Origin of the sequence: Pseudomonas chlororaphis subsp. aurantiaca (assembly GCF_013466605.1) — a bacterium.
GTDB lineage: Bacteria > Pseudomonadota > Gammaproteobacteria > Pseudomonadales > Pseudomonadaceae > Aquipseudomonas > Aquipseudomonas chlororaphis_I.
On record NZ_CP059162.1, the window covers coordinates 1065487 to 1092357 of the forward strand.

A 26871-nucleotide genomic window follows, 5' to 3' on the forward strand; every position below is an offset into this window, starting at 1 on the left:
CTACAGGATCAACGCTGTGTAGGAGCGAGGCTTGCCCGAGATGCTTTTGCAGCGGATGTTTTCAGCGCTAGGGCAACAACCGCCCCTCGGGCACCACCACTTCTTCCATGCAGGCGCCCCGCAGCTGGGTTTCAAACTGCTCGATGATCGCCGCCCAGCCCTGGCGGCTGGCGTGCTGGCGGGCATTGAGGCGTACCCGGCGCAAAGTCTCGCGCTCCTCCAGCAGCCAACTGGCCGCATCGCAGAACGCACATTCGTCCCCGGGCATCGCCAGCACACCGTTGTAGCCATGGCGAATATGCTGGGCCGCCGCGGCCTGGTCATAAGCCACCACGGCCAGCCCCGAGGCCAGAGCCTCGAGCACCACGTTGCCGAAGGTTTCGGTCAGGCTCGGGAACAGAAACAGATCCCCCGAGGCATAGTGACTGGCCAGCGCCTCGCCGCGTTGCGAGCCACAGAACACGGCGTCCGGCAGTTCCTTCTGCAGGATCGCGCGTTGCGGGCCATCGCCCACCACGATCAATTTCATGGACTGCTGTGGATAAGTGCTCTGCAGCTGAGTGAAGCAGCGTTTGAGCAGGCCCAGGTTCTTCTCCGGCGCCAGGCGGCCGACATGAATCACCGCGATATCGTCGCTGCCCAGGCCCCAGCTTTCGCGCAACTCGTTGAGCCGCTTGGCCGGGTGGAACAGCTGGCTGTCGACCCCGCGCGACAGCAGCGCCAGGCGTTCGAAGTTGCGTCGCTCCAGTTCCAGGCGCTGGCTGGCGCTGGGCACCAGGGTCAGCTTGGAGCGGTTGTGGAACCAGCGCAGATAGTGGGTCAGCAGGCGCGTCAGCAAACCCAGGCCGTACTGGCTGGAGTACTGCTGGAAGTTGGTGTGGAAACCGCTGACCACGGAAATCCCCAGGCGTCGCGCCGCCCGTAGCGCGGACAGGCCCAGCGGGCCCTCGGTGGCGATGTACAGCACATCCGGGCGATGGCGTTTCCAGCGCCGCAGCAGCTTGTGCATCGACGACTGGCCCCATTGCAGCCCCGGATAACCCGGTAACGGCCAGCCGCGACACAGCAGCAGACCGTCGTCGCTGACCCGGCTCTGATCGCTGCCCTGGCGTGGGCGGATCAGTTCCACCTGGTGGCCGCGGGCGCGCAATCCATCGCACAGGCGGCCAAGGGTATTGGCCACGCCATTGATTTCCGGTGGGAAGGTTTCGGTGATCAGAGTGATATGCAGAGCTGTCGTCATGACCTCAGTGTCAGCCGAGGCCATGTCGTCATTGTGACGTTACGATGATGGATTTGTGACCCGCTCAGCGTTGCTGGGCCACCAGGTTTTCCGCGCCGCGCTCACGCACCCAGAACAGCGTCGCACCGGCCACCGCCGCCGGCATCATCAGGATGTTGACCACCGGGATCAGCAGCACCAGGTAGACGATCCCGCCAAAGCTCATGCTCTGCCAGCGCTTTTCCCGCAGCCAGGCGAGCATCTCGTTCCAGCCCAGCTTGTGGTTGTCCGCCGGGTAGTCGATGTACTGGATCGCCATCATCCACACGCCGAACAGCAGCCACAGCGGCGCGGCCACCAGGTTCACCACCGGAATGAAGGACAGGATGAACAGGCCGATGGCCCGTGGCAGGAAGTAACCCAGCTTGCGCATTTCCCGGGCCAGGGTGCGCGGGATCATGGCCAGCAGTTCGGCCCAGCTGAAGGGCGGGAAGTCGTCGGTGCCGCGGACCACCACTTCGACTTTCTCCGCGAGGAAACCGTTGAAGGGCGCGGCGATCACGTTGGCCAGCATGGTGAAGGTGAAAAACACCATCAGCAGCACCAGCACCACGAACAGCGGCCAGAGGATGTAGCTGAGAAAGCTCAGCCAGTCCGGCAAAGAAGGCATCAGGGTGTCGACCCACAGGCTGAACTGGTGGCCGGCGAAATAGATCAATCCGACGAACAGCACCAGGTTGATGGCCAGGGGCAAAAGGACGAACAGACGCAGGCCGGGGCTGAGCACCAGCTTGAGGCCTTCGCGCAGGTATTGCGGGCCGGACAGAACGGGGGCGGGCATAGGGAGCTCCGTGCAAGGGGGAAAACGCGCCGACCTTACCGGCTTTGCCCCACCGGCGAAAGCGCGGTCGCAAGGTCGACATCAACTGTAACAAAGGCGCCGGTAAATACACCGATACCGGATAGAGACCTCCTATGAGCTGGATTGTTAAACCGTATTTCCTTAATCTTCGCCCCCTCTATACGCTGCACCCATTATTTTCGGACGGGCGAACCTGAAGCCTTCCCCAAGTGCTTTCGCCGTCCTTTTTTATTCCAGCCGGCAATCCGGCGTTCCGCGCCAGAGATCCGGGCCGGTCGATAGGAGTGAGTCATGTCTGATGTACGTCATTCGCGTGTGATTATTCTCGGTTCCGGCCCTGCCGGTTACAGCGCCGCGGTCTATGCCGCCCGCGCCAACCTGAAGCCGCTGCTGATTACCGGCATGCAGGCCGGCGGTCAGCTGACCACCACCACCGAAGTCGACAACTGGCCGGGCGACGTCCACGGCCTGACCGGCCCGGCGCTGATGGAGCGCATGCGTGAACACGCCGAGCGTTTCGAAACCGAAATCGTCTTCGATCACATCAATGCCGTGGATTTCGCCGCCAAGCCTTACACCCTGACCGGCGACAGCGCGACCTACACCTGCGACGCCCTGATCATCGCCACCGGCGCCAGCGCCCGTTACCTGGGCCTGCCTTCGGAAGAAGCCTTCATGGGCAAAGGCGTGTCGGCCTGCGCGACCTGCGACGGTTTCTTCTATCGCAACAAGCCAGTGGCCGTGGTCGGTGGCGGCAACACCGCTGTCGAAGAAGCCCTGTACCTGGCCAACATCGCCAGCAAGGTCACCCTGATCCACCGTCGCGATACCTTCCGCGCCGAGAAGATCCTGATCGACAAGCTCAATGCCCGGGTTGCCGAAGGCAAGATCGAGCTCAAGCTGAACGCGAACCTGGACGAAGTGCTGGGCGACAACATGGGTGTCACCGGCGCGCGCCTGAAGAGCAACGACGGCAGCTTCGACGAGATCAAGGTCGACGGTGTGTTCATCGCCATCGGCCACACCCCGAACACTTCGCTGTTCGAAGGCCAGCTGGAACTCAAGGATGGCTACCTGGTGGTGCAGGGCGGCCGTGAAGGCAATGCCACCGCGACCAGCATCGAAGGCATCTTCGCCGCCGGTGACGTGGCCGACCATGTGTACCGCCAGGCCATCACCTCGGCCGGCGCCGGCTGCATGGCCGCGCTGGACACCGAGCGCTACCTGGACGGCCTGCAGAACGCTTCGTTCTGAGACCGTTGAAATGAAAAAACCGGCCCAGGCCGGTTTTTTTGTATCTGTTGCTTCTGTAGGAGCGAGCGGGCGGCGATCCGACTTGCCCGCGATCCAGACAACGCGGTGCTTCAGATAGACCGCATGGTGCCCATCGCGGGCAAGCCTCGCTCCTACAGAGATCAGCGGCGCTTGAGTGGCTGCTGAGCGAACTTCACACCCGCCAGGCCATGGGCGATCAACGCGCGGATATTGCCGTGGTCGCTGCCTTCAGGGGTGGCCAGCACCGAGCGGTAATGCTCGCCGAACGCCAACAGCGCTTCTTCGTCGCTCAAGCCTTCCAGCAGGGCCAGGCCCAGGGTCTTGCACGAACCTTCGTTCTGCCCGGCGGCGTTCTCCACACCGCCGTTGTCGAAGGCCTGTGGCTGGTAGTCGTAGCCGGCGGTGATAAAGGCCAGGGTGTCGGCGAAGACGTGTTCGCCGCTCTTGAGGCTGGCGCGCAGGGTGTTCAGGTCAGTCATGGGGTTTTCCTTTGGCGAACGCCGCTTGCTGCTCGGCGTTGGCTTCTTTCTGGTAGAGAGTCTTCCACTCGGCGTAGGGCATGCCATACACCACTTCACGGGCGTCATCGAGGCTGACCTCGATCTGGCGCTCGTCGGCCTCGGCCTTGTACCACTTGGACAGGCAGTTGCGGCAGAAGCCGGCGAGGTTCATCAGGTCGATGTTCTGCACGTCCTTGCGGCTGTCCAGGTGCGCGACCAGGCGGCGGAAGGCGGCGGCTTCGAGTTCCAGGCGTTGTTGCTCGGTCATGTTCGGCTCTGTGCAATCAAATGTGGCGCGGATGATATCAGCGGCTGGCCGCGAGGGTGATCGACACCGACTCGGCGAAACGCAGGGCGTGGGGTTTGTCGACCTCGACCTCGGCGTACAGCACCGATTCGTTGGCCATGATCAGATCGAGGATTTCCTGGGTCAGGCGCTCGAGCAGGGCAAAGCGGTTGCCCTCCACATGGGCGATGATCGCCTTGGTGATGGTGCGGTAGTTCAGCGCATGGTCGATGTCGTTGTCGCGCACGGCTTCCTGCGCGGCATACAGGATGGTCAGGTTGATCAGCACATCCTGCTTGTTGAGGATCTCGTCCTCGTTGATTCCGATGAAGGTCCGCAGGCACAGGTCCTTGACCCGGATGCGAGCCATTCCTGGCTGAAGTTGTGGCATTGCTACTTGCTCCGTCCGATCAATTGCAGGAATTCCTGGCGCGTGGTGCTCGACTCGCGAAAGGCGCCGAGCATCACCGAGGTGTGCATGGTCGAGTTCTGCTTCTCGACGCCGCGCATCATCATGCACATGTGCTGGGCTTCGATGACCACCGCGACGCCGGCGGCCTGGGTCACCCGCTGCACTGCGTCGGCGATTTCCCGCGTGAGGTTTTCCTGGATCTGCAGGCGGCGGGCGAACATGTCGACGATCCGGGCGATCTTCGACAGGCCCAGCACCTTGCCGGTGGGAATATAAGCCACATGGGCCTTGCCGATGAAGGGCAGCAGGTGATGTTCGCACAGGGAATAGAGTTCGATGTCGGCGACTATGACCATTTCATCGTTATCGGAGGCGAACAGCGCGCCATTGACCACCTCGTCCACCGACTGGCTGTAGCCATGACACAGGTACTGCATGGCCTTGGCCGCGCGTTGTGGGGTGTCGAGCAGGCCTTCGCGCTCGGGGTCTTCGCCGAGACCCTTGAGGATCTCGCGGTAATGCTGGGGCAGGGAAAGCGTCATGCAACGTCCTCGCGGGAAGCCTTACTTGAGGTGCCGCCCGCCGTTGACGGTCAGGGTAGTGCCGGTGACATAAGGGTTGTCGAGCAGATAACGCAGGCTCTGGTAGATCACTTCGCAACCGGGCTCGATGCCCAGGGCGGACTTGGCCAGGGCCTTGGCGCGGTAGGCCGCGTCGTCGTCGGGATTGAACATTAACAGAGCCGGGGCGATGCCGTTGACCTTGATCGTCGGGGCATATTTCGCCGCGAAGGACAGGGTCAGGCTGTCGAGGCCGGCCTTGGTGGCGCAATAGGCGATGTGCTTGCTGCTGCCGCGGCGGGTGACGTCGTCGCCGATGTGCACGATGTCGGCGGGGCTTGAGCATCTCAGCAGGTCGGCGCAATGCAGGTTGATCAGGTAGGGCGCGAGCATGTGCACGCTGAACATGTCGACGAAGGCCGCGCTTTCCTGGCCGGGTGTTTCTTCCAGCCATTGCGAGGCGTTGTGCACGATCGCCCGCAGGCTGTCGGTGTGCTCGTGCAATTGGCTGATGAAGGCCTGGATCCCGGCCTCGCTGGAGAAGTCGGCGAACAGGGCAATCGCGCCACGCTCACGCAAGGCCTGCACGCCCGGGCGTTCGGTGCGGTAGCTGATGATCACCCGATGACCGTCTTCCAGCAGGCGCAACGCGCAATGCAGGCCGACACGCTGGCCGGCGCCGGTGATCAGGATCGGGGCAGGGGAAGTAGTCATGAACGGCTCGCGTCGCAGGTAGAGCAGAACTATACCAGCGCCGGGCGGGGTTCGCCCAAACCGCTGCCGAAGCGAGCGGGCGGCGATCCGAGTTGCCCGCGATGATGGCGCCGCGGTCTGTCTGGCAGACCGCATTATCGCTCATCGCCGGCGAGCCGGTTGCTACACGTGGCTCTGTGGGGAAGGGGTTGTTGGCAGCGGACGGGCCGGCGTGCTGTGCAGCCACCCGGACAACAGGCGGGTGGACAGCGGAATGAACCAGTAGACCATCAGCGGCGTCAGGGCCAGGGTGCTGACGAGCACCCGCGGTACCAGGCCGAGTTCGCCCAGCAGCGGGCCGAGGATGAAGTTGAAGATCAGCGACACCGGGAAGAAGGCCAGCCAGATGGCCACCGCCTGCTTCCAGCGGGGTGGACGCTGGCCGGTCGCGCCGAACCAGCCGTCTATGCCGCTGACCCGGTGTTCATGGGGATGGGCGAACAGGTCGCTGCCGCGGGCCAGCCAGGCCGTGCGCGAGGCGGAGTGCTCCCAGACGTGCAGGGTCTGCTCGTCGGCGAAGCGGAAGATGATCTGGAATTCGTCATCGTCGGGCGGCGGGGCGAGCACGCCGGAGCCGAGATAGCCGGGGAAGTCGGTGGCCAATTGTTCGCCTTCGCGCAGCCAGGCGATCAGGTCCTGGTAACGGCCATCGGCGACACGCCGGGCGACCATCAGGGTAACGGGTGAGGTAGACATTATGTATCTCCGTAAAACCAATGCGTTGCCTGGGTAAGGCAGTACGCCGGACGCAGCTCCGGGGTGTTGGGCTGCGTCTTGGAAGCAAGCAAGGATTATTCCTGATTGTGACAAATACACCAGAGGCAGCGGTCGCTTTGCCCTGTGTTGAAGAACTGTCACCGATGGGGAGTAGAATGGCCGTCACTTTATCCATCGGTGTTTTCTACCCAGATGCCCGTCATTACTGAACTTGCCCACCCGACACAGCCCCTCGACCAGCCCTCGCAGGACGATCTGTTTCCGATCCGGGAAGTTTCACGGCTCACGGGGATCAACCCGGTGACCCTGCGGGCCTGGGAGCGTCGTTATGGACTGATCCAGCCGACACGCACCGAAAGTGGGCATCGTCTGTATTCGATGCACGATGTCGAGACAGTCCGCGAGATCCTCGGCTGGATCGATCGTGGTGTCGCGGTCAGTAAGGTTGGCAAGATCCTCGCCAAGACCCGGGCCGCCCGCGAGGCGCCACGGGCCATGCCGGGCGACAGCGAATCGGGCGATTACCTGCAGTGGCAGGGGCAACTCAAGCGGGCGGTTGGCGAATTCGACGAGCCGTACCTGGAGCGATTGTACGGCCAGATCTTCTCCAGCTATTCGCTGTCGGTGGTGTTCCAGGACATCCTCATGCCGTTCTGGCGGCAGCTGGCGCAGCACCAGGAACCTTACGGCCACACCAGCGAATGGCTGTTCTTCGATCAATTCCTGCGTTCGCGGATCTCCCAGCGCCTGCTGTTGCAGCGCGGCAGCCAGCCGCGCCCGGTGCTGCTGGCGGCGCTTGCCGGGCAATGCCGGGAGCTGGAGTTGCTGGTGGCGGCGCTGATGCTGGGCAGTGCTGAAGTGGAAGTGCGGGTGCTGGCGCTGGGGCAGCCGTTCGACGAGTTGACCCTGGTCTGCGAGAAGATCAAACCCCAGGCGCTGGTGCTGTTTTCCAATCACGCCCCGGTACCGGAACTGCCTCGGCGCTTGAACCGCCTGGCGCTGACCCTGGAGTGTCCGCTGATGCTGGCGGGGGATGTCGCCGAGCTGGCCCAGGACAGCCTGAGCGCTTCGCCGGTGGGCTGTCTGGGGAGTGACGGACGTTTGATGATGCAGCGCTTGCGGCAGTTTCTCAGCGGTACGCTCGATACCTGAGCTCATGCCCAGGCCACAAAAAACGCGGCTTCAGACGTGCAGGTTGGGGTGTGCCAGGCGGTGCTGCTGCAGGATGAACTGGCGCAGGCGCTCGGTTTCATCCTTGTCGCTCTGGTTCAACCGATAGGCATAGAAGCCGGCGTCGGTCTGGCGTTCGAGGCGGCCACGCAGGGCGATGCGCTCGTAGCCCGACGGGCTGAACCACTGGGCGAACTGCTTTTGCGCTTTGGCCCGGTTGCGGATCTCCAGCAACACACTGTTGAACGACACCTCATGCACCCACAGCGCAGTGGGCTGCCCCTTGGCGTTTTCCAAGGCCACCGGCTCGTCCAGCGTCAGGCGCCATGGGCGGACCCTCGGCCCGTCCTCGAAGATGCTCGGCACGCCCAGGCGCAGATGCAGCGCATGGAATTCGTCTTCCACTAGGTGCAGGGGAAAGGTCATCTGCTGGTTTTCAAAGTGCGCCTGGATGGTCACTTGCTCGTTGGCCGCCAGGCGGGTGAGCAGGTCGCGGATCTGTGAGCCCCCGTTGACCAGCAGGCTCGAGTTCGCATCCCGCACGTTGAGTTGCGGGTTGTGCTGCATGGTCTGAATGAAGTCCAGTTCATCCTGGGTGAGGAGAGCGTCACGGCGCATGATGTTGCTCGAAGGAGAAAGTGACAGAGTCAATGGTGATTAAGCGTACTGACAACTAATTCGATATCTTGTTAGAGCCGCTCGTCGCCTGGAAAACGGCGAGTTTCGCGCGGGTTTCGGCCAGCTCCTTTTCCACCTGCGCCAGCCGTTGCTGGGCCTTGACCTGGACCGTTACATCTTTCTGCACACCGACATAATAGGTTAGCTGATCGCTTTCGTTGAACACCGGGGTGATCGACAGTTCGTTCCAGAAGTGACTGCCGTCCTTGCGGTAGTTGCGCAGCACCTGGCGGCAGGGCTGGCCGCTTTCCAAGGCCTGGCGAATCAGTGGGATTCCCGGCTGGTTGCGGTCGCCCGACTGGAGAAAACGGCAGTCCTGATACAGCACCTCGTCGGCGCTGTAGCCGGTGAGGCGTTCAAACGCCGGGTTCACGTAGATGATGATGTTGTCTTCGCCTTCCTGTTCGGCAACGACAATCCCGTCGTTGGAGGCGTTGATCACCAGTTGCAGCAGGTGGGCGTTGATCATCGGGAGCTTCCGCAAGCGATCGGCAAGTGGCGGCAATTCTAAGACATGGCGCGAAGCTGTCCACTGGCCATTATGGGTAAATCGCGCTACAAGGCTGGATTTTATCGCGCAGCTGCTAATATCCCAGCCTTTTACTCAGCTTCAGGATCAGATTGATGAAAGTCGCCATCCTTTCCGGCTCGGTGTACGGCACGGCTGAAGAAGTCGCCCGGCACGCCGCCAAACTCCTCAATGCCGCAGGTTTCGAGGCCTGGCACAACCCGCGCGCGACCCTGGCGGACGTCCAGGCGTTCGGCCCCGAGGCTTTCCTGGCCGTGACCTCGACCACCGGCATGGGTGAGCTGCCGGACAACCTGTTGCCGCTGTATTCAGCCATTCGCGATCAACTGCCGGCGGCCTGGCGCGGTTTGCCCGGCGCGGTGATCGGCCTGGGCGATTCGAGCTATGGCGACACCTTCTGTGGCGGTGGCGAGCAGATGCGCGAGCTGTTCGCCGAGTTGGGCGTGCGGGAAGTGCTGGAAATGCTGCGCCTGGACGCCAGCGAAAGCGTGACCCCGGAAACCGACGCCGAGCCTTGGCTGGCCGAGCTGATCAGCGCTCTGCGCGGCTGACCGGACGCTCGCGCAGCAGCGCCAGCCAGGCTTGCGCGGCCTTGGACAGATAGGCGCCCTGACGCCAGATGAAGGCGATGTCCCAGCGCAGGTAGTCGGGCGCTTTCAGCGTCAGGCGCACTACGCCGGGCCGGACCAGGCCACGCGCCACCACGCTGGGCAACAGCACCACGCCTTGCCCGGCGGCCACCAGGGCGGCAAGAAAGTCCGCCTGGCCGCTGCGCCCACCCTCCTTCGGGGTGAACCCCACCTGCTGACAGGCCTGCAGCAGCCGGTCGTTGAGCACGAAACTGCGCTGATAAAGCAGGAACGGCGTGTCCGCCAGTTCCTCCAGGCGCACCTGGGCCTTGATCGCCAACGGGTGATCGGCCGGTAGCAAGGCATCCAGCGGTTCGTCGCAGAAAGGCTGGTAGGCGAAGGTCGGATCCTTGGGCGTCAGGCTGCCGCCGATCTCCAGTTCCCCGTTGAGCACCGCCTGCTCGATATTCAGGCTGCCGCCTTCAAGCAGCTGCACGCTGATGTTCGGGTAGCGTCGGCGGTACTCGGCGAACAGGCTGGCGAACAGTGCGTCGCTGCCCAGCAGGGGCAGGCCCAGGCGCAATTCCCCTCGGGCCAACAGGCTCAGGTCGTCAAGCTCGCTGAGCAGCTCATTGCGTAGGCGCAGCATGCCTTCGGCGCGTTGCAGCACCACGCTGCCGGCGGCAGTGAGGTGAATGTGCGAGCCCTGGCGATCCAGCAATGGCGTGCCCAGGCTCTGTTCCAGCTGGGCGATCTGCTTGCTCACCGCTGACTGGCTGATGTGCAGGGTCTTGGCGGCCTGGGTGAAGCCGCCCTGGTGAATCACTTCGACAAAGCTGCGCAGCTGTTTGAAGTCCATGGGTTTGAGTCCGTGTTCTGAATTCCATTCTGGAATGGCTTCCAGTCTAACAATTCGCTTCGGTGATGGCAGGCGCTTGCCTAAAATGCAGGCTTGCGAGGACCGAATTCCATGAACGCTTCCACCTTGAAACACCTGGGTCGCCTGTTATCCGAACTGGCGGTGTTGCTGGCTATTTATCTGTTCGGCTGCCAGCTGGCTGGGTGGCTGGCGTGGCCGATTCCTGGCGGGGTGGTCGGGCTGGCCCTGCTGTTGCTGGCGTTCGCCCTGGGCTGGATCAAGCCGGCGGCATTGCAGATGGGCGCAGGCCTGCTGATGGCCGAGATGCTGTTGTTCTTCATTCCGGCGCTGATGAGCCTGCTGGACTATGGCGGCCTGCTGCGCCAGGACGGCTGGCGGATCCTGCTGGTAATCGGCGTCAGTACGCTGATGGTGATGCTGGTCACCGCGTTCACGGTGGAATGGGTGTGCCGCTGGAGAATGCGCCATGACGCTTGAGCCCATGCCAATGTTCTGGCTGCTGCTGACACTCGCGGCCTACCTGTTCAGTCGCTGGATCTACCGACGCACCGGGCGCTACCTGCTGTCGCCGCTGATCCTGGTGCCGGCCCTGTTGCTGGCGATCGCTGTACCGCTGCACACCGCCTATGCCGAATACTCCGCCAACACCCACTGGCTGATGCTGGTGCTGGGACCGGTCACCGTGGCCTTCGCGGTGCCGATCTGGCAGCAGCGGCAGCTGTTGATGCGCCATTGGCCGGCATTGCTCCTGGGCATGCTGGCGGGCAGCGCGGCGTCCATCGCCAGCTCCTTCGGACTGGCGCGGGTGCTGGCCCTGGACAGCTCGGTGACGATGTCCCTGGTGCCGCGTTCGATCACCACCCCCTTCGCCATGCCGCTGGCCCATGACCTGGGCGGCGTACCCGAATTGACGGCGGTGTTCGTGATGTTCACCGGGGTGTTCGGCGCCATGCTCGGCGGTGTCCTGCTCAAGTGGCTGCCGCTGCGCAGCGCCCTGGCTCGCGGTGCGTTGTTCGGGGTCGGCGCCCACGGCGCCGGGGTCAGCCGCGCCCATGAAGTGGGCGGTGAAGAGGGCTCGGTGGCGGGGCTGGTGATGGTTCTCACCGGCCTGCTGAACCTGTTCGCCGCCCCTTTATTGGCGTCGTTGCTTTGACGTTTGACCTGTGCCGACTGGAACTAAAATGGCCACTGACTCGCTCGGTCAGTAAGCTGGCTGCCAAGGCAACTACCCGAACCCGGGTGGCTGACTAGACTGACTCCACGTCTGAAAAAACATAATAAAAAAACTGCCGTCACTGAGGTCCTTGCCGTGAGCTTATCCTCCGTTCCGTCGACATCGAGTGTGAAAGACCAGGTCAGCGCCGCCGAATGGCAGACCCGCGTCGATCTGGCCGCCTGCTATCGCCTGGTGGCGATGCATGGCTGGGACGATCTGATCTTCACCCATATCTCCGCCAAGGTCCCAGGCACCGAAGATTTCCTGATCAACCCGTTCGGCCTGATGTTCCATGAAATCACCGCTTCCAGTCTGGTGAAGGTCGACCAGGCCGGCAACAAGCTGATGGACAGCCCCTACGAGATCAACCCCGCCGGCTACACCATCCACAGCGCCGTGCACGAAGTGCGGCACGATGTGGCCTGCGTGCTGCACACCCACACCGCGGCCGGGGTCGCGGTGTCCGCGCAGCAGCAGGGGGTGTTGCCCATCAGCCAGCAGTCGCTGTTCGTGCTGTCGAGCCTGGCCTGTCACGCCTATGAGGGCGTGGCCCTGAACCACGAGGAAAAGGCTCGGCTGCAGGCCGACCTCGGCGACAGCAATTTCCTGATGCTGCACAACCACGGTCTGCTGACCTGTGGCGGCACCATCGCCGACACCTTCCTGATGATGTTCACCTTCCAGCGCGCCTGCGAGATCCAGGTGCTGGCGCAGAACGGTGCGGCGCAACTGATCGCCATCGAGCCGCAGATTCTGGCCGGGGCCAAGGCGATGATCGCCGGGGTCACCAAAAGCGCTCAAGGCATGGGCGGCGCTCTGGCATGGCCGGCATTGCTGCGCAAACTCGATAAACAAGACGCGGGTTATAAACTCTGATGCCTATGGCCGAGATTCCTCTGTGTGTGTGGCGCAAGCGCGGACATAGTTTCGTGTTTCGCGGCCATGCCATTCGCTACTGGACCGCGGGGCAGGGCGAGCCACTGCTGCTGATCCATGGTTTCCCCACCGCCGCCTGGGACTGGCACTACCTGTGGCAACCCCTGGCCCAGCGCTATCGAGTGATCGCCTGCGACATGCTGGGGTTTGGCGATTCGGCCAAGCCGCGGGACCACGAGTACAGCCTGCTGGAGCAGGCGGACCTGCAACAGGCCTTGCTCGAGCACCTGGGTGTCGATACCCCCGTGCACCTGCTGGCCCACGATTATGGCGACAGCGTGGCCCAGGAAATGCTTGCCCGGCACTACGAAGAGCGCTGCGACATTGCCAGCTGTGTGTTCCTCAATGGCGGCCTGTTCCCGGAAACCCATCGTCCGGTGCTGACGCAGAAGCTGCTGCTCAGCCCGCTGGGCTGGATGCTCGGCCGCGCCTTCAGCCGTGAGGGCCTGGCCAGGAGCTTCACCCAGATCTTCGGCCCACAGACCCGGCCCAGCGAAAGTGTGCTGGATGACTTCTGGAGCCTGGTGGATGCCAATAAAGGTCCGCGGATCCTGCACAAGCTGATCGGCTACATTCCCGAGCGCCGGGTGCAGCGCGACCGCTGGGTGAGTGCGATGCAGCGCGGTGACGTGCCGCTGCGGGTGATCGACGGCGCGGTGGATCCGATTTCCGGGGCGCACATGGTCGAGCGCTACTGCGAACTGATTCCCACCCCGGATACCGTGCTGCTGGCCGGTATCGGTCACTACCCGCAGACCGAAGCCCCGGTCCAGGTGCTCAAGCACTATCTGGCCTTTCGCGACAGCCTGGAGTTTCCACCGCGCAAACTGGCCTGCTCCTGAGACACCCGAGCTGTCCATAGCGACCGCCGTTCTGCGACCTTGGCCTGTGCGCGCCAGGCGCTGGTGCATCCCTCCACATCGTTACCCCTCGATCATCCCCCTGCCTTATTGCGCACCATTCAGCTCCAGCCCTGTTTATTGTGACCGCCAGCCGCGTGCCTGAGACTCGAAGTCGTTGTCCGTCTGTTGTCCATCTGGCCTGTGGGAGTTCGGTATGAGTGAGTCTGTACGCTTCGAGAATAAAGTCGTGATCGTCACCGGTGCCGGCGGCGGTCTGGGGCAGGCTCATGCATTGCTGTTCGCCAGACACGGGGCGAAGGTCCTGGTCAACGACCTGGGCGGCTCGACCCAGGGCGAGGGCGCCAATGCCTCGGCGGCGGACCGGGTGGTGGCGCAGATCCGCGAAGCCGGCGGCATCGCCGAGGCCAACCATGACTCGGTGACCGACGGCGACAAGATCGTACAGAACGCCCTGGATGCCTTCGGCCGGGTGGATGTGGTGGTGAACAACGCCGGCATCCTGCGCGACAAGACCTTCCACAAGATGGAAGACGCCGATTGGGACCTGGTGTACCGCGTCCACGTCGAAGGCGCCTACAAGGTGACTCGCGCCGCCTGGCCGCACATGCGCGAGCAGGGTTATGGCCGGGTGATCTTCACCGCGTCCACCTCCGGCATCTACGGCAACTTCGGCCAGTCCAACTACGGCATGGCCAAGCTCGGCCTCTACGGCCTGACCCGCACCCTGGCCATCGAAGGCCGCAAGAACAACATCCTGGTCAACGCCATCGCCCCGACCGGCGGCACGCGGATGACCGAAGGACTGATCCCGCCGCAGGTGTTCGAGCAACTCAAGCCGGAGCTGGTCAGCCCGCTGGTGGTGTACCTGGGTAGCGAGAACTGCCAGGAGACCTCCGGCCTGTTCGAGGTCGGCGGCGGCTGGATGGGCAAGGTGCGCTGGGAGCGCAGCCTGGGCCTGGGCTTCGATCCGCGCGAAGGCTTCTCCCCGGAAGATGTCGCCGCACACTGGCAGCAGATCTGCGACTTCGAAGGCGCGGCGCACCCCAAGGACAATATCGAAGCCTTGAGAGAGATGATGCAGAACCTGCAGAAATACACGATCTGAAGCAGCCCCCGCCAACCCGAACAGCCGCGGCCTGCGCGGCTGTTCGCCTTATGCCTTCATCACTGCCTTCGGCCTGATCCTGGCGCCGTCAGTCCATCGCCTGTTGCAGCGTTTCCATTGCCACGGCGAGCAGGCATCTTGAGCATCGACCTGACTTTCTACCGGGCATAAAAAAGGCCGCTGCAAGGCAGCGGCCGAAGGAAGACGTTAGATCAAGGAGCAACAAATCAACGTCAGTGAACACCCGGTGAAGATCTGAATATCGTTGCTTCAAACCTTCTGAATCCTCTTGCCCCAAGGTGGCGTGATCACACCTCTGGGCGACTCTGCGTGGCTGTTTGCCGTGAGAGCGAGGCCAGGATAAGGGCTGGCTGCTCAATGAAAAATAGCGATTGTGGACAAGGACTGTTACAGCCTGGGCAATAGTAGTGCGCGCGGCGCGGACATGCCCTGCAAGTGCGCAATCCATCCACCTGATACCCGCCCATCCAGCCCGTCGATACACCGCGCAAAGGCCCGGCTGGAGGGGACATTCATCCTTTCGAGCGACAGCGCGAATACCTCCTTGGTGCGCTTATCGCTCCTGTGCGCCGGCAGTAGGGTGAGGCCTTCTGTCACTCACCGGGGAAGACGCATGACAAAAACAACAATGCGCGCCATCTTCATACCGCGGGCGCTGGCCGTCGCGGTGGCCTTGGGGGGCTGCGCCCAGGCGCAGGCCGTTTCATTCAACATCGGGGAGATCGAGGGGCAGTTCGATTCTTCGCTGTCCATCGGCGCCAGCTGGGGCATGCGCGATGCCGACAAGGACCTGGTGGGTGTCTCCAACGGCGGTCGCGGACAGTCCTCCACCGGCGACGACGGGCGCCTGAACTTCAAGAAGGGCGAGACCTTCTCGAAGATCTTCAAGGGCATCCACGACCTGGAACTGAAGTACGGCGACACCGGCGTCTTCGTCCGGGGCAAATACTGGTACGACTTCGAGCTCAAGGACGAAGACCGCGAGTTCAAGCCCATCAGCGACCACAACCGCAAGGAGGGCGCCAAGTCGTCCGGCGGGCAGATCCTCGACGCCTTCATCTATCACAACTATTCCATCGCCGACCTGCCGGGCACCGTGCGCGCCGGCAAGCAGGTGGTCAGCTGGGGCGAGAGCACCTTCATCGGCAACTCGATCAACAGCATCAACCCGATCGACGTGTCCGCTTTCCGTCGTCCTGGCGCGGAGATCAAGGAAGGCCTGATCCCGGTGAACATGCTGTTCGCTTCCCAGGGCCTGACCGACCAGCTGACCGTGGAAGGTTTCTATCAGCTGGAGTGGGACCAGACCGTGGTCGACAACTGCGGCACCTTCTTCGGCAACGACGTGGTGGCGGACGGCTGCACCACTGGCTACACCGTCGGCAGCCCGGCGATCCGGCCGCTGCAACCGATTGCCGCGGCGTTCGGCCAGGGCTTTACCGTGGCCCCCGAAGGCGTGGTGATCGGCCGTGCCGGCGACCGCGATGCCCGCGACTCCGGGCAGTGGGGCACCGCCCTGCGCTGGCTGGGCGACGACACCGAGTACGGCCTGTACTTCATGAACTACCACGCGCGCACCCCGACGGTCGGCACCATCACCGCCGGGAGCAGCACCCTGGCGAGCATCCCGGGGATCGTCAGCACCGCCAACAGGATCGCTCCGGGCACCGGTTCGGCTCTGGCCCAGAGCGTGATGCTCGGTCGCGGCCAGTACTACCTCGAATACCCGGAAGATATCCGCCTGTACGGCGCCAGCTTCTCCACCACGCTGCCCACCGGCACCGCCTGGACCGGCGAGATCAGCTACCGGCCCAACGCCCCGGTGCAGGTCAACACCAACGACCTGACCCTGGCCCTGGTCAACCCGATCGCCGGTGGCCTGGCGTCGCCGGTGCGGACTTCGGCGGGGGCCGACAATACCGGTTACCGGCGCAAGGAAATCACCCAGGTGCAGAGCACCCTGACCCAGTTCTTCGATCAGGTGCTGGGCGCCGACCGCCTGACCCTGGTGGGCGAGGCGGCGATCGTGCATGTCGGTGGCCTGGAGTCGAAAAGCCAGCTGCGCTACGGCCGCGACTCGGTCTACGGCCAGTACGGTTTCGGCGGCGATACCGACGGTTTCGTCACGGCCACCTCCTGGGGTTATCGCGCCCGGGCGATCCTCGATTACAACAACCTGATCGCCGGGATCAACCTCAAGCCCAACCTGTCCTGGTCCCACGACGTCAACGGCTACGGGCCCAACGGCCTGTTCAACGAAGGCGCCAAGGCGGTGAGCCTCGGGGTCGATGCCGACTACCGCAACACCTACACCGCCAGCCTCAGCTACACCGACTTTTTCGGCGGCGACTACAACACCCTCAAAGACCGCGACTTCCTCGCGTTGAGCTTTGGCGTGAACTTCTGACCCGACCCAGGAAGGACAACTTTATGCGCAAGACGATTTTGCAATGCGGTGCCCTGGCCTTGACCCTGCTGGCGGCCAACGTGATGGCGGCGGTCACCCCGCAGGAAGCGGACAAGCTCGGCACCAGCCTGACCCCGCTCGGTGCCCAGAAGGCCGGCAATGCCGACGGCTCGATCCCGGCCTGGACCGGCGGCATCGGCAAGAACGCCGGGGCGGTGGACGCCAAGGGCTTCCTCGCCGACCCGTTCGCCAGCGAGAAACCGCTGTTCACCATCACCGCGGCCACTGTCGACAAGTACAAGGACAAGCTGTCCGATGGCCAGGTGGCGATGTTCAAGCGCTACCCGCAAACCTACAAGATCCCGGTCTACCCGACCCATCGCACTGTCGGTCTGCCGGCGGACATCTACGAGTCGGCCAAGCGCAGCGCGCTGAATGTTACCTCGATCAACGAAGGCAACGGCCTGGCCAACTTCACCGGCAACCGCTACTACGCCTTCCCTATTCCGAAGAACGGCGTGGAAGTGCTGTGGAACCACACCACCCGTTATCGCGGCGGCAACCTGCGCCGGATCATCACCCAGGCCACGCCGCAGACCAACGGCAGCTACACGCCGATCCGCTTCGAGGAGGAGGTGGCGGTGCCGCAGCAGATCCCGGACCTGGACCCGGAAAAAGGCGCCAACGTGCTGACCTTCTTCAAGCAGGCGGTGACCGCTCCGGCGCGCCTGGCCGGCAACGTGCTGCTGGTGCACGAAACCCTCGACCAGGTGAAGGAGCCGCGCCTGGCGTGGATCTACAACGCCGGCCAGCGCCGGGTGCGCCGTGCCCCGCAAGTGGCCTACGACGGGCCGGGCACTGCCGCCGACGGCCTGCGCACTTCGGACAACTTCGACATGTTCTCCGGCGCGCCGGACCGCTACGACTGGAAGCTGGTGGGCAAGAAGGAGATGTACATCCCCTACAACAGCTACAAGCTGGATTCGCCGAGCCTCAAGTACGACGACATCATCAAGGCCGGGCATATCAACCAGGACCTGACCCGCTACGAGCTGCACCGGGTCTGGGAGGTGATCGGCACGGTCAAGCCGAGCGAGCGGCATATCTACGCCAAGCGCCACATGTACATAGACGAAGACAGCTGGCAGGTGGCGCTGGTGGATCACTACGACGGTCGCGGCCAGCTGTGGCGGGTGGCCGAAGGGCATGCGCAGTTCTATTACAACGCCCAGGTGCCGGCCTACACCCTCGAAGCGTTGTACGACATCATCGCCGGGCGCTACATCGCCCTGGGGATGAAGAACGAAGAGAAGCACAGCTTCGAGTTCGGCTTCGCCGCCAAGGCCGCCGACTACACGCCGGCCGCCCTGCGCGCAACCGGCGTGCGGTAAGGCCCGGGATACAAACGATGGCAAAAGGCGACCGATCGGTCGCCTTTTTTATGGGCGCGGATCAGCGCGCTGAATACTTCTCAACAAGCACTGGCGACAAGGCTAGGGTGAGGGCACGCAGGCTAAAACTATAAAAAAGGCACGCCGCAATGACCGCCATGACCCCCTGTCCTGGATTCCTGCCCCGTTTGTCCTCCCACCACCTGTCCCGCAGCCGTCTGAGTGCCCCGCTCCTGGCATCGCCGGCGCGGGTGAAGCTGCTCTGTGCGCCGGCCGGCAGCGGCAAGACGGCCCTGCTCGCCGAGTGCCTGTTGCAGGCGCCGGCCGCATGCCGGGTGTGCTGGTTGCCCCAGGCCGGGGCGGCGCAGACACCGGCGCAACTGTGCGGCGAGCTGGCGCGGGCGCTGGGCCTGGCCGCGGCGGACGAGGCTGCGGTGCTGGAGCATCTGGCGCATGTGCAGAGCCCGACCTGGCTGTTCCTCGACGACTACTGCCGGGTCGCCGCGCCGCAGTTGGACCTGCTGCTCGACCGCCTGCTGGCGATCGGCAACCCGGCGCTGACCTGGTGGCTGGGTGGACGCCGCCGGCCGCAATGCAACTGGCCGCGGCTGCTGCTCGACGACCAGCTCTACGAATACACGGGCCCCGAGCTGGCGTTCACCCAGGAGGACATCGAGCGACTGCTGCAACAATTGCCGCAACCCTTGTCGATCCACACCGCCAGCCGGATTTTCCAGCGCAGTGCCGGCTGGTGCGCCGGCGTGCGCATCGCCCTGCTCGAAGGCAGCGACCTGGCGGCCGCGCCGTGCCGGCAGGGGCGGCCCAATACCCTGCTGGAGTATCTGGAGCACGAGCTGTTCAGCGTGTTGCCGGCGGAACTGTCCGAGGTCTGGCATGTGCTGGCGCACCTGCCGCGCTTCAATGCCGCGTTGTGCGAGCACCTGTTCGGCGCCGGGGAGGGCGCCCAGTACCTGCGGGCGTTGCAGGAGCTGGGCTGTTTCATCGAACCCTGGGACCCTGCGCCGGAGTGGCTGCAAGTGTTCGCCCCCCTGGCCCGGCTGATGCGCGACGAGCCCTGGCCGGCGGGACGTTCCTGGCATCGCCGCGCCTGCCAGTGGTTCGCCGCGCAGGAGGACTGGCAGGCGGCGTTCGAGCAGGCGTTGCTGGCGCAGGAATACGAAGTGGCGGTCAGCCTGTTGCAGCACTTCAGTTTCGAGCAATTGTTCGAGCAGCAGAACGTGGTGTTGCTGTTGCGTCTGCATGAACAGCAGGGTGACGAACTGCTACTCGGCAGCCCGCAGTTGGTGGGGCTGTTGACGGCAGCCTTGCTGTTCGCCGGGCGTTTCGACCAGGCGCAACACTGCGTGGCGCAGATGGCGCGTTTCGCGCCGCAGCCGACGGCCTCCGGGCAGCGGCAACTGGTGGCGCGCTGGCAGGCGCAGCAAGGGTGGCTGTTGCATCTGCAAGGGTTGATGGAACCGGCGCAGATGCATTTTCTCGAGGCGCTGACCGAACTGCCGGCCCATGCCTGGCCGACCCGCCTGCTGTGCCTTTCGGGCCTGACCCAGCAGGCCTTGCTCAGGGGCGAACTGGAGGTGGCGCAGATGCTCAACCGCGAGGCGCTGTGCCTGGCCCGGGCCCAGCATTCACTGGTGTTCGAAGCGCTGCTGGAGCTGGACCATGCGCAGTTGCTGGAGCAGCGTGGAGCGCCCCACAGGGCGCAGAGCCTGCTAGACGAGGTGCAGCAATTGTTGAGTCGCCAGGCTTATCGGCTCGGCCCGCTGCTGGGGCGGATCGCCTTGCGCCGTGGGCGCCTGGCCTTGCGTCAGGGCCAGGCGGAACAGGCCGCCGGGCATTTCCAGGACGGGCTTGAGCTCTGTCTGCTCAGCCATGACAAACGCGCCTTGTACGGATTTCTCGGCCAGGCATTTCTGGCCGCCAACCAGGGCGATTACGCCCATGCCTTTGTGCGCCTGCGCGATGCCGAGCGGCTGATGCAGCAACGGCAGATTCCCGACACCGTGTACCGCGCCGTGCTGCTGCAGGTCAGCAGCGTGTTCTGGTTGCAGCAGGGCCGGCCGGAACTGGCCCAGGAGGCCTTGAGCCGGGTGCTGCGTCACTACCGCGGGCCGCAGGCGCGCCAGGCGCCACCGGCCACTCTCGAACTGATTCCGCGTATCGAATACCTGCTGGTGCTGGCCGAGGTGTACCTGCAGCGCGCCGAGACCCCCGTGGCAAGTTTGCAGCGCCTGCTTGAACAGGCCCGGCAACGGGGCATGTTGTGCCTGCAGACCGAGTTGCAGCTGGCCCTGGCCGAGGTGGCTTTTTTGCTGGGGGATCGGGCGTTGTCCACCCGTGCCTTGCAGGAGGGGCTGGAGCTCGGTGCGCGCTGCAACCTGCACCAGGCACTGCATGAATTGCGTCTGCGTCAGCCGCGGATGTTTGAAGTCCAGCAAGTGGCTGAGCCCGAAGAAGTGCCGCTGCCGACGGCAGGGGAGAGCCCGCTGAGCCAGCGGGAACTGGAGGTGCTGCAATTGATTGCCCTGGGCAGTTCCAACCAGCAGATCGCCGAGCAGCTGTTCATTTCCCTGCACACAGTGAAAACCCACGCGCGGCGCATTCACAGCAAGCTCGGGGTGGAGCGCCGCACTCAGGCAGTGGCCAAGGCCAAGACGTTGGGGTTGATGCTGTAGCCGCTGGCGTAGGCAGCGGCTACAGGGGGCTTTAGGGCTGGTAACCCATGCGCCAGCTCACCGCCTGGGATGCTGCCAGCAGGCACTGCGCCGCCGGGCCGTTTTCGTCGGCGTGGAACAGCGAGGTCGGGCCGACTACCGTCAGCACGGCGGCGACCTTACCGGTGGCGTCGAACACCGGCGCCGACAAGGCATCCACACCGGGCATCAGCAGGCCGTGCACATGGTGCAGGCCGCGCTGGCGAATCTGTTCGCACAGGGCGGCATAGACCTGCTCGTCCGCCAGCGCGTGAGGTGCGTGGGCCTTGAGTTCCTGCTCGCGCAAATCGACGGTTTCGCGATTCGGCAGATAGGCACCGAATACCAGCCCGGTGGACGAGCTGAGCAGCGGCAGCACCGAACCCAGTTGCGTCACCACCGTCACCGCGCGCACGGCCGGTTCGATATGCACCACGGTCGCGCCCTGGTTGCCCCATACCGCGAGAAAGCAGGTCTCGTTCAACTCATCCCGCAGCTCGGCCAGGGGCAGGGCGGCGACCTTCAACACGTCCATGCTGCCCAGTGCCGCCATGCCGACCCGCAAGGCCTCGCGACCCAGGCCATAGTGGTTGGTGGCGGTGTTCTGCTCGGCGAAACCGCTGGCGATCAGCGCTTGCAGATAACGGTGGACCTTGCTCGCCGGCATCTGCACGTGTTCGGCCAGGCGCGACAGCGAGGTGGCGGGCGACAGCTCGGCCAGCGCCTTGAGGATGTCGGTGCCGACCTCGGCCGAGCGGACTTTCTGTTTACCGTTGCTGTCGCTGGTACTGCGCGGCTTTTCCATGGAGGCGGTGTGATCCCGGGACGAATGGGCGTCTTTATAGCTTGACGGTCAATACCAATCAAATTACGTTATCCGTAATTGGATTACGATAAAAATAACGCAGGCGTGCCGAGAGCTCTTCCCATGGAGTCGCTGGCCGCTGCCAACTCCATTTCCAGGAGGCTCCATGAACCTCGATTCCACGGCGTCCGGGCTTGCGTACCAGTCGGGCTTCGGCAACCAGTTTTCCAGCGAGGCCCTGCCAGGCGCCTTGCCCGTCGGCCAGAACTCCCCGCAAAAAGCCCCCTACGGCCTCTACACCGAACTCTTCTCCGGCACGGCCTTCACCATGGCCCGCAGCGAAGCGCGGCGCACCTGGATGTATCGCATCCAGCCGTCTGCCAACCACCCGGCCTTCGTCAAGCTGGACCGCCAGCTGGCGGGCGGGCCGCTGGGCGAGATCACGCCCAACCGGCTGCGCTGGAACCCGCTGGATATCCCCAGCGAGCCCACCGATTTCATCGACGGCCTGGTGAACATGGTCGCCAACTCGGTTGCGCAGAAACCGGCCGGGATCAGCATCTACACCTACCGCGCCAACCGCTCCATGGAACGGGTGTTCTTCAACGCCGACGGCGAGTTGCTGCTGGTGCCCGAACAGGGCCGCCTGCGTATCGCCTCCGAGCTTGGGGTACTGGAGGTCGAGCCGCTGGAGATCGCGGTACTGCCCCGCGGTCTGAAATTCCGCGTCGAACTGCTCGACCCACAGGCGCGCGGCTATATGGCCGAAAACCACGGCGCGCCCCTGCGCCTGCCCGACCTGGGGCCGATCGGCAGCAACGGCCTGGCCAACCCGCGGGACTTCCTGACCCCGGTCGCCCACTACGAAGACCTCAAGCAGCCGACCACCCTGGTGCAGAAGTTCCTCGGCGAGCTGTGGGGCTGCGAGCTGGATCATTCGCCGCTGAACGTGGTGGCCTGGCACGGCAACAATGTGCCGTACAAATATGACCTGCGCCGTTTCAACACCATCGGCACCGTCAGCTTCGACCACCCGGACCCGTCGATTTTCACCGTGCTGACCTCGCCTACCAGCGTGCACGGCCTGGCCAACCTCGACTTCGTGATCTTCCCGCCGCGCTGGATGGTGGCCGAGAACACCTTCCGTCCGCCGTGGTTCCACCGCAACCTGATGAACGAATACATGGGCCTGATCCAGGGTGCCTACGATGCCAAGGCCGAAGGTTTCGTGCCCGGCGGCGCTTCGCTGCACAGCTGCATGAGCGCCCACGGCCCGGATGGCGAAAGCTGCACCAAGGCCATCAACGCCGAGCTGCAACCGGCGAAGATCGACAACACCATGGCCTTCATGTTCGAGACCAGCCAGGTGCTGCGTCCGAGCCAGTTCGCCCTGGAGTGCCCGCAATTGCAGAATGACTACGATGCTTGTTGGGCCTCGCTGCCCGCCACCTTCAACCCGAATCGGAAATAACCCATGAATCAGCCAACCATCACCCGCAGCTGGGTTGCCTCCGCCAACGACCATGCCGACTTCCCGTTGCAGAACCTGCCGCTGGGGGTGTTCAGCCACAAGGGGTCGGCGCCACGCAGCGGCGTAGCCATCGGCGAGCACATCTTCGACCTGGAAGCGGCACTCGACGCCGGGCTGTTCGAGGGCCCGGCCAAGGCCGCGGTGGAAGCCACCCGTGGCGGCCAGTTGAATGCCTTTTTCGAACTGGGCCGCCCGGCCCGCGTCGCCCTGCGCGAACGCCTGCTGGAATTGCTCGGTGAAGGCAGCAGCCTGCGCGGCAAGGTCGAGGCCCTGGGGGCGAAACTACTGCCCCTGGCCGCCGATTGCCAGATGCACCTGCCGGCGAAGATCACCGACTACACCGACTTCTACGTCGGCATCGAGCATGCGCAGAACGTCGGCAAGCTGTTCCGCCCGGACAACCCGCTGCTGCCGAACTACAAGTACGTGCCGATCGGTTACCACGGTCGCGCGTCCACCATCCGTCCCTCCGGTGCCGACGTACGCCGGCCGAAAGGCCAGACCCTGCCCGCCGGCCAGAGCGAGCCGACTTTCGGCCCATGCGCGCGACTGGACTACGAGCTGGAACTGGGCATCTGGATCGGCCAGGGCAATGAAATAGGCGAGCCGATCGCCATTGGCGACGCCGCCGAGCACATTGCCGGCTTCTGCCTGCTCAACGACTGGTCGGCGCGGGATATCCAGGCCTGGGAATACCAGCCGCTGGGCCCGTTCCTGTCGAAAAGCTTCATCACCAGCATCTCGCCGTGGGTGGTGACGGCCGAAGCGCTGGAGCCGTTCCGCCGCGCCCAGACGTCACGTCCCGAAGGCGACCCACAGCCACTGCCGTACCTGCTGGACAAGCGCGACCAGGCCGCCGGTGGTTTCGACATCGAGCTGGAAGTGCTGCTGCTCACCGAAGCGATGCGCGAGCAAGGCCTGCCGGCCCACCGCCTGACCCTGAGCAACACCCAGTACATGTACTGGACCGTGGCGCAGATGGTCGCCCACCACAGCGTCAACGGCTGCCAGCTGCAGGCCGGCGACCTGTTCGGTTCGGGTACTCTCTCGGGCCCGGAAAGCAGCCAGTTCGGCAGCCTGCTGGAGATCACCGAAGGCGGCAAGAAGCCGATCGAGCTGGCCTCCGGCGAAGTGCGCAAGTTCCTCGAGGACGGCGACGAAATCATCCTGCGCGGCCGCTGCCGCCGAGAGGGTTTCGCCTCCATCGGTTTCGGCGAATGCCGCGGCAAAATCCTGCCTGCCCGTTAAGAAGAGGTGCGCGTCATGGAGCTCTATACCTACTACCGCTCGACCGCTTCCTACCGGGTGCGCATCGCACTGGCGCTCAAGGGCCTGGATTACCAGGCGCTGCCGGTCAACCTGCTGGTCCCCGCCGGCGGTGCGAATCGCCAGCCGGAATACCTGCGGATCAACCCCCAAGGCCGTGTGCCGGCCTTGCGCACCGATGACGGCGAGTTGCTGATCCAGTCGCTGGCCATCATCGAGTACCTGGAGGAACGTTATCCACAAGTGCCGCTGCTCTCCCAGGAGCTGGCGGCCCGCGCCCACGAACGGGCGGTGGCGTTGCTGATCGGCTGCGATATCCATCCGCTGCACAACTCCAGCACCCAGAACCTGCTGCGCCAATGGGGCTACGACGAGGCCCGGGTGCTGGAGTGGATCGGCCACTGGATCAGCAACGGCCTGGCGGCGGTCGAGCAACTGATCGGCGAGCAGGGGTATTGCTTCAGCGAACAACCGGGGCTGGCCGACACCTTCCTGATTCCCCAGCTGTACGCGGCCGAGCGCTTCAAGGTGCCGCTGGACGCCTACCCGCGGATTCGCCGGGTCGCCGCCCTGGCCGCCGAACACCCGGCGTTCCAGAAGGCCCATCCGGCTAACCAGCCCGATACGCCTGCCTGACCTCTGTAGCCGCTGCCGTAGGTGCGGGCCGCGTTGCGGTCGATCGCAGCCTGCGGCAGCGGCTACAGGAGACAGGCCCGTGGGAGCAGCTTGCTCCCGCGCCCGAAGATGTACACAAGACCGATCATTGCCGCCCAAGAGCAATGACGGTCTGCCGGCTCCCATAACCATAAAAAACAGCAGGTACCTTGCGATGCACAATCAGATTGCCAGCTTCCGGGCGGCGCTCGACGCCCGTCCCGTGTCGCGTTATCAGTGGTTGCTTCTTCTGCTTCTGGCCCTGTTGCTGGTCACCGACGGCTACGACGCCCAGGTGCTGGGTTATGTGGTGCCGGCCCTGGCCCAGGATTGGGGCCTGGAAAAGGCCGCGTTCGGTCCGGTGTTCAGTGCCAACCTGCTGGGCCTGACCCTGGGCTCGCTGGCGGTGACACCGCTGGCGGACCGTTTTGGCGTGCGGCGGATCCTGCTGGCCTGCGTGCTGATCTACGCCAGCCTCACGGTGATGATGGTGTTCGCCGATTCGCTGAACAGCCTGATGGTCGCGCGTTTTATCTGCGGCATCGGCATGGGCGGGGCGATGCCCAGCGCCATGGCGCTGATGTCGGAATATTCGCCGCCGCGCCTGCGTATCCTGATGGTGACCCTGGCCGCCTGCGGTTTCTCCTTCGGCGGCGCGGCCGGCGGTTTTGTCGCCGCGGGTTTTATCGACAGCTTCGGCTGGCAGGCGGTGTTCCTCGCCGGCGGCGTCACGCCGTTGCTGCTGTTCCCGTTCCTTGCCAGGTTCCTGCCTGAATCGCTGCCGCGCCTGCTGCGCGATCAACCGCCTTATGCACGCCTGCGCAAGGTCACCGCGCGCATATTGCCGGACTGGCAGCCACCGGCCGCCTCGGCCGCGCAGAACCAAGCCGAGCAGGGCAGCAAGCTCACGGTGATCGAGCTGTTCCGCCACGGTTATGCGCGTCCGACGCTGCTGATCTGGTCGACCTTTTTCGTCAGTCTGATCCTGCTGTATTTCATGATCAGCTGGTTGCCGTCGCTGTTGCTGGAAAGTGGCCTGGGCCTGAACGAGGCGAACCTGGTGACCTCGATGTTCCTGTTCGCCGGCACCCTGGGGGCGATCTGCATGGCCTGGTTCGCCGACCGCCTGCAACGCAAGGTGCGGCTGCTCTCGGCGGTGCTGGCCGGGGCGGCGCTGTGCACCCTTCTGTTGGGCCTGAACCACGACAACCCGCGTTACCTGGTGGCCTTCGTCTTCGCCGCCGGCTTCTGCATCATCGGTGGCCAACTGACCCTCAACGCCTTCGCCAGTAACTTCTACCCGGCCCATGTCCGCGCCACCGGCACCGGCTGGGCCCTGGGCGTCGGCCGCTTCGGCTCGATCCTCGGCCCGCTGTTCGGCAGCCTGCTGCTGGCGATGCACATCCCGGTGCAGCAGATCTTTTTCTTCTGCGCGATTCCGGCGGTGATTGCGGCGCTGCTGATCATCCAGGTGCGTTCGCCGTCCGAGGCGTCTTCGGCAGGCGCGGCGCCTGCCCCGGAACTGCAGGCGCCGCTCAAACCCTGAACGAGC

27 protein-coding genes are annotated in these 26871 nt (G+C 64.3%); 15 read left to right on the forward strand and 12 right to left on the reverse strand.

The window, feature by feature from the left end:
• Positions 1–67: 67 nt before the first annotated feature.
• Entirely contained in the window at positions 68–1267 is a 1200-nt protein-coding gene (locus tag H0I86_RS04720; protein WP_180924207.1) for a glycosyltransferase family 4 protein, read from the reverse strand.
• A 40-nt stretch (positions 1268–1307) separates the two neighbouring features.
• Positions 1308–2063: a sulfate transporter CysZ gene (gene cysZ / locus H0I86_RS04725; RefSeq protein ID WP_009042209.1), complete on the reverse strand. Its 756-nt coding sequence runs from the start codon at positions 2061–2063 to the stop codon at positions 1308–1310.
• 312 nt (positions 2064–2375) lie between these two features.
• Between cysZ and trxB the strand changes: the two genes are divergently transcribed.
• Positions 2376–3338: a thioredoxin-disulfide reductase gene (trxB, locus tag H0I86_RS04730; RefSeq protein WP_180924208.1), complete on the forward strand. Its 963-nt coding sequence runs from the start codon at positions 2376–2378 to the stop codon at positions 3336–3338.
• Positions 3339–3499: 161 nt separating this feature from the next.
• Here the strand turns inward: trxB and H0I86_RS04735 are convergent, their stop codons facing one another.
• The 6 genes from H0I86_RS04735 to H0I86_RS04760 all read right to left on the reverse strand — a co-directional run bounded on the left by H0I86_RS04735 (position 3500) and on the right by H0I86_RS04760 (position 6566).
• A complete protein-coding gene (locus H0I86_RS04735; protein ID WP_180924209.1) occupies positions 3500–3838 on the reverse strand; it encodes a HopJ type III effector protein in 339 nt (112 codons plus the stop codon).
• Positions 3831–4127, reverse strand: coding sequence for a DUF1244 domain-containing protein (locus tag H0I86_RS04740; RefSeq protein ID WP_180924210.1), 297 nt, complete (start codon positions 4125–4127; stop codon positions 3831–3833). The genes H0I86_RS04735 and H0I86_RS04740 overlap by 8 nt, the downstream gene beginning before the upstream one ends.
• A gap of 37 nt (positions 4128–4164) precedes the next feature.
• A complete protein-coding gene (gene folX / locus H0I86_RS04745) occupies positions 4165–4536 on the reverse strand; it encodes a dihydroneopterin triphosphate 2'-epimerase (RefSeq protein WP_007929829.1) in 372 nt (123 codons plus the stop codon).
• Positions 4537–4538: 2 nt separating this feature from the next.
• Positions 4539–5099, reverse strand: a complete 561-nt coding sequence (gene folE / locus H0I86_RS04750) for a GTP cyclohydrolase I FolE (protein ID WP_023969626.1) — start codon at positions 5097–5099, stop codon at positions 4539–4541.
• A 21-nt stretch (positions 5100–5120) separates the two neighbouring features.
• The gene (gene folM / locus H0I86_RS04755) at positions 5121–5831 is read right to left on the reverse strand and encodes a dihydromonapterin reductase (RefSeq protein WP_180924211.1); all 711 of its coding nucleotides are present in this window, start codon (positions 5829–5831) and stop codon (positions 5121–5123) included.
• Between the two features lie 162 nt (positions 5832–5993).
• On the reverse strand, positions 5994–6566 hold the full coding sequence (locus H0I86_RS04760; protein ID WP_180924212.1) for an antibiotic biosynthesis monooxygenase: 573 nt from the start codon (positions 6564–6566) through the stop codon (positions 5994–5996).
• Positions 6567–6779: 213 nt separating this feature from the next.
• On the opposite strand from H0I86_RS04760, the gene H0I86_RS04765 reads away from it, so the two are divergent.
• Positions 6780–7739 (forward strand): MerR family transcriptional regulator, encoded by a 960-nt coding sequence (locus H0I86_RS04765; protein WP_180924213.1) that lies wholly within the window; start codon positions 6780–6782, stop codon positions 7737–7739.
• 30 nt (positions 7740–7769) lie between these two features.
• Here H0I86_RS04765 and H0I86_RS04770 read toward each other — a convergent pair whose 3' ends face one another.
• A complete protein-coding gene (locus H0I86_RS04770; RefSeq protein ID WP_180924214.1) occupies positions 7770–8375 on the reverse strand; it encodes a hypothetical protein in 606 nt (201 codons plus the stop codon).
• Between the two features lie 55 nt (positions 8376–8430).
• Positions 8431–8904 (reverse strand): PAS domain-containing protein, encoded by a 474-nt coding sequence (locus H0I86_RS04775; RefSeq protein WP_180924215.1) that lies wholly within the window; start codon positions 8902–8904, stop codon positions 8431–8433.
• Between the two features lie 155 nt (positions 8905–9059).
• On the opposite strand from H0I86_RS04775, the gene H0I86_RS04780 reads away from it, so the two are divergent.
• Positions 9060–9515, forward strand: a complete 456-nt coding sequence (locus H0I86_RS04780) for a flavodoxin (RefSeq protein WP_016701722.1) — start codon at positions 9060–9062, stop codon at positions 9513–9515.
• On the opposite strand, the gene H0I86_RS04785 is transcribed toward H0I86_RS04780, so the two are convergent.
• The gene (locus H0I86_RS04785; protein WP_053277493.1) at positions 9496–10392 is read right to left on the reverse strand and encodes a LysR family transcriptional regulator; all 897 of its coding nucleotides are present in this window, start codon (positions 10390–10392) and stop codon (positions 9496–9498) included. The genes H0I86_RS04780 and H0I86_RS04785 overlap by 20 nt on opposite strands.
• A gap of 111 nt (positions 10393–10503) precedes the next feature.
• Here H0I86_RS04785 and H0I86_RS04790 point away from each other — a divergent pair, with 111 nt between their 5' ends.
• The 8 genes from H0I86_RS04790 (at position 10504) to H0I86_RS04825 (ending at position 21045) form a co-directional block, all read left to right on the forward strand.
• Positions 10504–10890: a CidA/LrgA family protein gene (locus tag H0I86_RS04790; RefSeq protein ID WP_016701724.1), complete on the forward strand. Its 387-nt coding sequence runs from the start codon at positions 10504–10506 to the stop codon at positions 10888–10890.
• Positions 10880–11566: an LrgB family protein gene (locus H0I86_RS04795; RefSeq protein WP_038582041.1), complete on the forward strand. Its 687-nt coding sequence runs from the start codon at positions 10880–10882 to the stop codon at positions 11564–11566. Before H0I86_RS04790 ends, H0I86_RS04795 begins: the two co-directional genes overlap by 11 nt.
• Positions 11567–11722: 156 nt before the next feature.
• Positions 11723–12505: a class II aldolase/adducin family protein gene (locus tag H0I86_RS04800; protein WP_180924216.1), complete on the forward strand. Its 783-nt coding sequence runs from the start codon at positions 11723–11725 to the stop codon at positions 12503–12505.
• The gene (locus H0I86_RS04805; RefSeq protein ID WP_180924217.1) at positions 12505–13407 is read left to right on the forward strand and encodes an alpha/beta fold hydrolase; all 903 of its coding nucleotides are present in this window, start codon (positions 12505–12507) and stop codon (positions 13405–13407) included. The genes H0I86_RS04800 and H0I86_RS04805 overlap by 1 nt, the downstream gene beginning before the upstream one ends.
• 214 nt (positions 13408–13621) lie before the next feature.
• Positions 13622–14533, forward strand: a complete 912-nt coding sequence (locus tag H0I86_RS04810; RefSeq protein WP_009047034.1) for an SDR family oxidoreductase — start codon at positions 13622–13624, stop codon at positions 14531–14533.
• A gap of 634 nt (positions 14534–15167) precedes the next feature.
• Positions 15168–16961 (forward strand): DUF1302 domain-containing protein, encoded by a 1794-nt coding sequence (locus H0I86_RS04815; protein WP_180924218.1) that lies wholly within the window; start codon positions 15168–15170, stop codon positions 16959–16961.
• Positions 16962–16984: 23 nt separating this feature from the next.
• Positions 16985–18352, forward strand: coding sequence for a DUF1329 domain-containing protein (locus H0I86_RS04820; RefSeq protein ID WP_180924219.1), 1368 nt, complete (start codon positions 16985–16987; stop codon positions 18350–18352).
• Between the two features lie 149 nt (positions 18353–18501).
• Complete coding sequence (locus tag H0I86_RS04825) at positions 18502–21045, forward strand: LuxR C-terminal-related transcriptional regulator (RefSeq protein ID WP_180924220.1); 2544 nt, start codon at positions 18502–18504, stop codon at positions 21043–21045.
• Positions 21046–21076: 31 nt separating this feature from the next.
• Here H0I86_RS04825 and H0I86_RS04830 read toward each other — a convergent pair whose 3' ends face one another.
• On the reverse strand, positions 21077–21868 hold the full coding sequence (locus H0I86_RS04830; protein WP_180924221.1) for an IclR family transcriptional regulator: 792 nt from the start codon (positions 21866–21868) through the stop codon (positions 21077–21079).
• A 166-nt stretch (positions 21869–22034) separates the two neighbouring features.
• Here H0I86_RS04830 and hmgA point away from each other — a divergent pair, with 166 nt between their 5' ends.
• From hmgA to H0I86_RS04850, 4 genes are all read left to right on the forward strand, one after another.
• Positions 22035–23339 (forward strand): homogentisate 1,2-dioxygenase, encoded by a 1305-nt coding sequence (gene hmgA, locus H0I86_RS04835; protein WP_180924222.1) that lies wholly within the window; start codon positions 22035–22037, stop codon positions 23337–23339.
• Positions 23340–23342: 3 nt separating this feature from the next.
• The gene (gene fahA, locus H0I86_RS04840) at positions 23343–24647 is read left to right on the forward strand and encodes a fumarylacetoacetase (protein WP_180924223.1); all 1305 of its coding nucleotides are present in this window, start codon (positions 23343–23345) and stop codon (positions 24645–24647) included.
• 15 nt (positions 24648–24662) lie between these two features.
• Entirely contained in the window at positions 24663–25301 is a 639-nt protein-coding gene (gene maiA / locus H0I86_RS04845; RefSeq protein ID WP_180924224.1) for a maleylacetoacetate isomerase, read from the forward strand.
• Positions 25302–25494: 193 nt separating this feature from the next.
• On the forward strand, positions 25495–26865 hold the full coding sequence (locus H0I86_RS04850) for an MFS transporter (protein WP_180924225.1): 1371 nt from the start codon (positions 25495–25497) through the stop codon (positions 26863–26865).
• Positions 26866–26871 lie beyond the last annotated feature (6 nt).

What these genes read in the sequence shown, in the direction of transcription:
- hmgA (WP_180924222.1), top strand. Translation starts at nt 22,035, where the DNA reads ATGAACCTCGATTCCACGGCGTCCGGGCTTGCGTACCAGTCGGGCTTC.
- H0I86_RS04790 (WP_016701724.1), top strand. Translation starts at nt 10,504, where the DNA reads ATGAACGCTTCCACCTTGAAACACCTGGGTCGCCTGTTATCCGAACTG.
- H0I86_RS04830 (WP_180924221.1), bottom strand. Translation starts at nt 21,868, where the DNA reads ATGGAAAAGCCGCGCAGTACCAGCGACAGCAACGGTAAACAGAAAGTC.
- H0I86_RS04850 (WP_180924225.1), top strand. Translation starts at nt 25,495, where the DNA reads ATGCACAATCAGATTGCCAGCTTCCGGGCGGCGCTCGACGCCCGTCCC.
- H0I86_RS04740 (WP_180924210.1), bottom strand. Translation starts at nt 4,127, where the DNA reads ATGACCGAGCAACAACGCCTGGAACTCGAAGCCGCCGCCTTCCGCCGC.
- H0I86_RS04815 (WP_180924218.1), top strand. Translation starts at nt 15,168, where the DNA reads ATGACAAAAACAACAATGCGCGCCATCTTCATACCGCGGGCGCTGGCC.
- folE (WP_023969626.1), bottom strand. Translation starts at nt 5,099, where the DNA reads ATGACGCTTTCCCTGCCCCAGCATTACCGCGAGATCCTCAAGGGTCTC.
- cysZ (WP_009042209.1), bottom strand. Translation starts at nt 2,063, where the DNA reads ATGCCCGCCCCCGTTCTGTCCGGCCCGCAATACCTGCGCGAAGGCCTC.
- H0I86_RS04760 (WP_180924212.1), bottom strand. Translation starts at nt 6,566, where the DNA reads ATGTCTACCTCACCCGTTACCCTGATGGTCGCCCGGCGTGTCGCCGAT.
- folM (WP_180924211.1), bottom strand. Translation starts at nt 5,831, where the DNA reads ATGACTACTTCCCCTGCCCCGATCCTGATCACCGGCGCCGGCCAGCGT.
- H0I86_RS04780 (WP_016701722.1), top strand. Translation starts at nt 9,060, where the DNA reads ATGAAAGTCGCCATCCTTTCCGGCTCGGTGTACGGCACGGCTGAAGAA.
- H0I86_RS04775 (WP_180924215.1), bottom strand. Translation starts at nt 8,904, where the DNA reads ATGATCAACGCCCACCTGCTGCAACTGGTGATCAACGCCTCCAACGAC.
- H0I86_RS04765 (WP_180924213.1), top strand. Translation starts at nt 6,780, where the DNA reads ATGCCCGTCATTACTGAACTTGCCCACCCGACACAGCCCCTCGACCAG.
- H0I86_RS04735 (WP_180924209.1), bottom strand. Translation starts at nt 3,838, where the DNA reads ATGACTGACCTGAACACCCTGCGCGCCAGCCTCAAGAGCGGCGAACAC.
- H0I86_RS04785 (WP_053277493.1), bottom strand. Translation starts at nt 10,392, where the DNA reads ATGGACTTCAAACAGCTGCGCAGCTTTGTCGAAGTGATTCACCAGGGC.
- H0I86_RS04770 (WP_180924214.1), bottom strand. Translation starts at nt 8,375, where the DNA reads ATGCGCCGTGACGCTCTCCTCACCCAGGATGAACTGGACTTCATTCAG.
- H0I86_RS04795 (WP_038582041.1), top strand. Translation starts at nt 10,880, where the DNA reads ATGACGCTTGAGCCCATGCCAATGTTCTGGCTGCTGCTGACACTCGCG.
- H0I86_RS04805 (WP_180924217.1), top strand. Translation starts at nt 12,505, where the DNA reads ATGCCTATGGCCGAGATTCCTCTGTGTGTGTGGCGCAAGCGCGGACAT.
- folX (WP_007929829.1), bottom strand. Translation starts at nt 4,536, where the DNA reads ATGCCACAACTTCAGCCAGGAATGGCTCGCATCCGGGTCAAGGACCTG.
- H0I86_RS04820 (WP_180924219.1), top strand. Translation starts at nt 16,985, where the DNA reads ATGCGCAAGACGATTTTGCAATGCGGTGCCCTGGCCTTGACCCTGCTG.
- H0I86_RS04810 (WP_009047034.1), top strand. Translation starts at nt 13,622, where the DNA reads ATGAGTGAGTCTGTACGCTTCGAGAATAAAGTCGTGATCGTCACCGGT.
- trxB (WP_180924208.1), top strand. Translation starts at nt 2,376, where the DNA reads ATGTCTGATGTACGTCATTCGCGTGTGATTATTCTCGGTTCCGGCCCT.
- maiA (WP_180924224.1), top strand. Translation starts at nt 24,663, where the DNA reads ATGGAGCTCTATACCTACTACCGCTCGACCGCTTCCTACCGGGTGCGC.
- H0I86_RS04720 (WP_180924207.1), bottom strand. Translation starts at nt 1,267, where the DNA reads ATGGCCTCGGCTGACACTGAGGTCATGACGACAGCTCTGCATATCACT.
- H0I86_RS04825 (WP_180924220.1), top strand. Translation starts at nt 18,502, where the DNA reads ATGACCGCCATGACCCCCTGTCCTGGATTCCTGCCCCGTTTGTCCTCC.
- fahA (WP_180924223.1), top strand. Translation starts at nt 23,343, where the DNA reads ATGAATCAGCCAACCATCACCCGCAGCTGGGTTGCCTCCGCCAACGAC.